Here is a 5,375-nt window from a genome sequence, read left to right on the forward strand (position 1 = left end):
GTCCTCGAGCGACTGCTGGGCGGGACGGCTCAGTACGGGCCGTTGACGTTGTCGATCGAGCCGTAGCGGTCGGCCGCGTAGTTGCAGGCCGCGGTGATGTTGGCGACCGGGTCGTACGGGTCCCACGACGTGCCGTCCACGTGGTAGGCCTGGAAGGTCGGGTCGATGGTCTGGAGCAGGCCCTTGGACGGAGTGCCCTTGACGGCGTTGGAGTCCCAGTTGTTGATCGCCTGGGGGTTGCCGGACGACTCGCGCATGACGTTGCGGTAGATGCCGTCGTACGACCCCGGAATGCCCTTCTGCGCCATGACGTCCAGCGCCTCGCGGATCCATCCGTCGAGGTTGTCGGCGTAGGTCTTGGCGGAGGCCTGGGTGGCCTTGGCGACGCCGCCGGCGGGCTTGGCCGGGGCGGACGACTTGGTCGCCTTCTTCGGGGCGGCGGCCGCCTTGGTCGTCGACACCTTCAGCTTCAGGCCCGGGTGGATCAGCTTGGGGTCGTCGCCGATGGCGGAGCGGTTGTCCTTGTAGAGCTTCTTCCAGCCGCCCGAGACGTCGTACTTGTCCGCGATGCGGTAGAGCGTGTCGCCCTTGGTCACGGTGTACGTGAGCGACTTGGGCTGGGCCGCCTGGGGCAGGGACTGTGCGACGGCGGGTGCGCTCTGCGGCGCCTCGGCGGCGCTCGCGTAGGTGGCTCCGAGGAGCGGGAGGGTGAGTGCCGCTCCGCCGGTGCCTGCGATGGCGACACCTCGGGAGAGCGGGTTGGTTCTGGGGCGACGGTGCTTGCCTCGTCCGGCCATGGCGATGTTCCTCTCCGGCGCCTGCGAGGTGAGCTGTCGGGTTCGGGCCGGGAGGTGCCCGGCCGCGTACGGCGATGTACTGCCGTGCGCGGCTTCACCCCGAGCCGTGCCGCTGTGCGGACCGGCGACTTACCTGGGTCCCCCGCTCCTGCCCTGCGTGAGTGATCGGTTCATGTGGGGGTCCGGGCGGTGGCAGGATTCGGCGTCCGCCGGACAGGCCGGGAACGTATGCGACAGCACATGTCGGGAACAAGCACCGGAGTCACATATCGCGCGGTTGACCTTGGTCGGGGGTGTTTGGTCCACTTGATCCTTTGCGAGAGCCAAGGCTCAACTGGCGTTCGGCTGAAGGGGGTACGGGTCGATGTCGGGGGAGCGTGGCAAAGGGGTTAACGTGATTCAACTCACTGATCACGAGCCTGTGGGGCAATTACCGTCAATGGGAATTTGCTCAATCGTCATGGCAAATCGTGAATATCTAACTATCGACTGGTAAGTCGACAAATGTCTGTTCTTATGGCCCGATCGAAAACATAACGGTCGTGATCAGATACCGCCCGGCCTGTAACCATGGGCGCTGGCGGTGATCGAAACGTGACCGGATACGCTGACTCGAGTGATGGCAGCGACCTATCGACAATCCGCGTAATCACCGGCAGACACAGCAGACAGGAGACCCCTCGTGACCGACGTCGGGCCGTTCGGGCTGAGCGTGCGGGACCAGGCTCTGGAAGCCGATGTCCAGGCCGGGTTGGCGGCTGTCGAGGAAGGCTTGTTCGAGGCCACCAAGAGCGAGGTGCCCTTCATCACGGAGGCCGCCCAGCATCTGGTGCGGGCCGGCGGCAAGCGGTTCCGTCCGCTGCTCGTGATGCTCTCCGCCCAGTTCGGTGACCCGTACGCGCCCGGGATCGTGCCGTCTGCCGTCGTCGTGGAGCTGACCCACCTCGCCACGCTGTACCACGACGACGTGATGGACGAGGCGACGGTGCGCCGCGGGGTGGCGAGCGCGAACACCCGCTGGGACAACTCCGTCGCGGTCCTCACCGGCGACTTCCTCTTCGCCCGCGCCTCGCACACCCTGGCCGACCTCGGTCCGGAGGCGGTGCGGGTGCAGGCCGAGGCGTTCGAACGGCTGGTGACCGGGCAGATCCTGGAGACGGCCGGACCGCAGGACGGCCGCGACCCCGTCGACCACTACCTGGACGTGCTGGGCGGCAAGACCGGTTCGCTGGTGGCGGTGTCGTGCCGGTTCGGCGCCATGATGTCCGGCGCCGACGAGACGACCGTGGACGTGCTGACCCAGTACGGCGAGCGGCTCGGCGTCGCCTTCCAGCTCGCGGACGACGTCCTGGACATCGCCTCCGACTCGCACGAGTCCGGCAAGACGCCCGGCACCGATCTGCGCGAGGGCATCCCCACGATGCCGGTGCTGCGGCTGCGCGAGCGGGCGGCCCGGCTCGGGCTCGCGGACGACATCGCCCTGTGCGAGCTGCTGGACTCCGACCTCACCGACGACGAACGGCACGCCGAGGCCCTGCGCCTGCTGCGCGCCCACTCGGCGCTGGAACAGGCCCGGAAGGACACCGTCCGCTACGCCCAGGAGGCCCGCTCGGCGCTGGCCCCCCTGCCCGAGTGCGCCGCGAAGACGGCACTCGTGGAGCTGTGCGACGCGGTGGTGCACCGGGCGGGCTAGCCCCGAAGCGTGGCCCGAAGTGGCCCCCGTCCCCTACGGGTCGGGGGAGGAGTCGCCCCTCCGTGTCATACCCCAGCAGTACGTGGAGTTGAGTCCGGGGTCTGACGTATTTCTCTGGCCGATTTGGTCAGATGGACACCACGGAAAACACCACTCCTCACCTGTTCGGGTGAGAATGGCGGCTCAGGGACGAGTGCGTGGAAGACACGGACAGCCGCCGCCGACCACGGAGGTAGGGCACACATGGCACCGTACGCATCCGACGACAGCACGACCGCCGGGGAGGTCGACGAGCAGCCTTCCGGACGGCGCAAGGCCGCGCGGTACGTCGTACCGATCACGGTGATGGGAGTGGCGGCCGCGACGATCGGGCTGGTCCCCGCCCTCGCCGACTCCGGTGACCCCGACCTCCCGAAGATCACAGCACAGCAGCTCATCGAGAAGATCGCGAAGTCGGACGTCCAGCGGCTGTCCGGCACCGTGAAGATCAGCACGGACCTCGGGCTCCCGGACCTCGGCGGGCTGGAGAGCAGCCTGATGTCCGGTGCCGCGAGCCAGGGCGAGGGCGGCTCCTCCGCCGACCCGACCGCCAAGCTCACCGAACTGGCCTCCGGCACGCACACCCTGCGCGTCGCGGCCGACGGCCCGGACAAGCAGAAGCTGTCGCTGCTGGAGAACGCCGCCGAGTACAGCATCGTCCACAACGGCAAGGACGTCTGGGCCTACGACAGCAAGTCGAACGAGGTCCACCACGGCACGGCCTCCGAGAGCGGCAAGGACCAGCAGCCGCCGGCCACGCCGAAGGACTTCGCCGAGGAGGCCCTCAAGGCCGCCGACGACACGACCTCCGTGACCGTGGACGGCACCGCCCAGGTCGCCGGCCGGGACGCCTACAAGCTGCTCATCAAGCCGAAGCAGTCCGGCTCGACGGTCGGTGCGATCACCGTGGCCGTGGACGCGAAGACGGGCACGCCGCTGAAGTTCACGCTGACCCCGGCGAGCGGCGGCTCCGCCGTCGTCGACGCGGGCTTCACCCAGGTCAGCTTCGCCAAGCCGGCCGCGTCGACCTTCGACTTCACCCCGCCGAAGGGGGCGAAGGTCACCGAGGAGAAGGCCTCCGAGAAGGGCGCCGAGAAGGGCTTCGACAAGGGGGAGGCCCGTCGGCACGCCCCGAAGTCCGAGGAGGACCTCGGCAAGGGTCTCGACGGCATGAAGACCATCGGCGAGGGCTGGAACTCCATAGCCACCTTCGACACCGGCGGCGAGGGCGTGCCCTCCGGCGAGGCCGGCGGCGACCTCGGCGGCTTCATGAACTCGCTCGGCGACAAGGTCACCGGCAAGTTCGGCTCGGGCACGGTCTTCTCGACCCGTCTGGTCAACGCCCTGATCACGGACGACGGCAAGGTCTACGTCGGCCTGGTCACCAAGGACGCGCTCGTGAAGGCGGCCGACGCCGGGAAGTAAGTCCCGTACCGCTACAGGACGTCGAGAGCACCACGGGACGTCGAGAGCACCACAGGACGTCGAGAGAACGAGGAAGCCGATGGGCGAACCGTCCGCCACGGAGCCGGAGCCGAGCGGCGCGGATGCCGCGGCCGGGGAACCGGCCATCGCCACCCGCGCGCTCACCAAGCGCTACCGCGGCGGACAGCTCGCCGTCGACGGTCTCGACCTGACCGTCCCGGCGGGCAGCGTCTTCGGCTTCCTCGGCCCCAACGGCTCCGGCAAGACCACCACCATCCGCATGCTGATGGGCCTCATCGAGGCCACCTCCGGCACGGCGCGGGTCCTCGGGCAGCCCATGCCTCGGGCCACCCGCGCCGTGCTGCCGCACGTCGGCGCCCTCATCGAGGGCCCGGCCCTCTACGGCTTCCTCTCCGGCCGCGACAACCTCATCCGGTACGACTCGGCCGACCCGGCCGCCGATCCGCGCACCCGACGGGCCCGGGTCGCCGCCGCCCTGGACCGGGTGGGCCTGACGGCCGCGGGGGGCAAGAAGGCCAAGGCGTACTCACTGGGCATGAAACAGCGCCTGGGTCTCGCGGCCGCCCTGCTCCAGCCGCGCCGGCTGCTCGTGCTCGACGAGCCGACCAACGGCCTCGACCCGCAGGGCATGCGCGAAATCCGCGCCCTGATACGGGAGCTGGCCTCGGACGGCACGACCGTCTTCCTCTCCTCCCATCTGCTCGACGAGATCGAGCAGGTCTGCACGCACGCGGCCGTGATGGCCCAGGGCCGCCTGATCACGCAGGGCCCGGTCGCCGAGCTGTCCGCCGGGGCACGCGGCCGGCTCGTGGTGACCACGCCGGACCCGGCGGAGGCGGCCCGGGTGCTGAAGGAACAGGGCGTCGGCGACGTCGTCGTCACCGACGACCGGGTGACCGGCGAGCCCCCGGACCGCGACCTCGCCGACGTGAACGCCGCGCTGGTGACGGCCGGGGTGCGGGTGCGGGGCTTCACGGTCGAACGGGCCTCGCTGGAGGACGCGTTCGTGGCGCTGACGGGGGAGGGTTTCGATGTCGCAGGCTGACACCGTGGGGGCCGTACGTCCGGTGAGTCCGCTGTGGACCTTCGGGCTGCTGCGCAGCGAGCTCACCACGACCTTCCGGCGCTGGCGCACCCTCGCGCTGCTGGCCGTACTGGCGGGCGTGCCCGTCCTGGTCGGCATCGCCATCAAGATAGAGACGGGTGACGGTTCGTCGCCCGGCGGTGGCGGGGGCGGAGGGCCGGCCTTCATCTCGCAGATCACCAACAACGGCCTGTTCCTCGTCTTCACCGCCCTGGCCGCCACCCTCCCGTTCTTCCTGCCGATGGCGATCGGGGTCGTCGCGGGCGACGCGATCGCCGGCGAGTCGAACGCCGGCACCCTGCGCTATCTGCTGGTC

The 5,375-nt window shown here is 69.7% G+C and carries 4 protein-coding genes, 1 pseudogene and 1 riboswitch; of the genes and pseudogenes, 4 read left to right on the forward strand and 1 reads right to left on the reverse strand.

What is annotated here, in order from left to right; translation table 11 throughout:
* Positions 1-29: 29 nt before the first annotated feature.
* Positions 30-797 carry a LysM peptidoglycan-binding domain-containing protein gene (locus tag ACFTZL_RS40280; protein WP_382594134.1) on the reverse strand — a complete coding sequence of 256 codons (768 nt, stop codon included), beginning with the start codon at positions 795-797 and terminating at the stop codon, positions 30-32.
* A gap of 3 nt (positions 798-800) precedes the next feature.
* Positions 801-971: riboswitch (cyclic di-AMP (ydaO/yuaA leader) on the reverse strand.
* Between the two features lie 508 nt (positions 972-1,479).
* On the opposite strand from ACFTZL_RS40280, the gene ACFTZL_RS40285 reads away from it, so the two are divergent.
* The 4 genes and pseudogenes from ACFTZL_RS40285 to ACFTZL_RS40300 form a co-directional block, all read left to right on the forward strand.
* The gene (locus tag ACFTZL_RS40285) at positions 1,480-2,490 is read left to right on the forward strand and encodes a polyprenyl synthetase family protein (RefSeq protein WP_382594137.1); all 1,011 of its coding nucleotides are present in this window, start codon (positions 1,480-1,482) and stop codon (positions 2,488-2,490) included.
* A 243-nt stretch (positions 2,491-2,733) separates the two neighbouring features.
* Entirely contained in the window at positions 2,734-3,954 is a 1,221-nt protein-coding gene (locus tag ACFTZL_RS40290) for an outer membrane lipoprotein carrier protein LolA (protein ID WP_382594140.1), read from the forward strand.
* A 79-nt stretch (positions 3,955-4,033) separates the two neighbouring features.
* Entirely contained in the window at positions 4,034-5,020 is a 987-nt protein-coding gene (locus tag ACFTZL_RS40295) for an ATP-binding cassette domain-containing protein (protein ID WP_382594143.1), read from the forward strand.
* A pseudogene (locus ACFTZL_RS40300) lies at positions 5,007-5,375 on the forward strand (ABC transporter permease); the annotation flags it as partial. The gene ACFTZL_RS40295 and the pseudogene ACFTZL_RS40300, both read left to right, overlap by 14 nt.

It is taken from the genome of Streptomyces sp. NPDC056948 (genome assembly GCF_042674225.1).
Taxonomy (GTDB): domain Bacteria; phylum Actinomycetota; class Actinomycetes; order Streptomycetales; family Streptomycetaceae; genus Streptomyces; species Streptomyces purpurascens.

What these genes read in the sequence shown, in the direction of transcription:
- ACFTZL_RS40280 (WP_382594134.1), bottom strand. Translation starts at nt 797, where the DNA reads ATGGCCGGACGAGGCAAGCACCGTCGCCCCAGAACCAACCCGCTCTCC.
- ACFTZL_RS40295 (WP_382594143.1), top strand. Translation starts at nt 4,034, where the DNA reads ATGGGCGAACCGTCCGCCACGGAGCCGGAGCCGAGCGGCGCGGATGCC.
- ACFTZL_RS40290 (WP_382594140.1), top strand. Translation starts at nt 2,734, where the DNA reads ATGGCACCGTACGCATCCGACGACAGCACGACCGCCGGGGAGGTCGAC.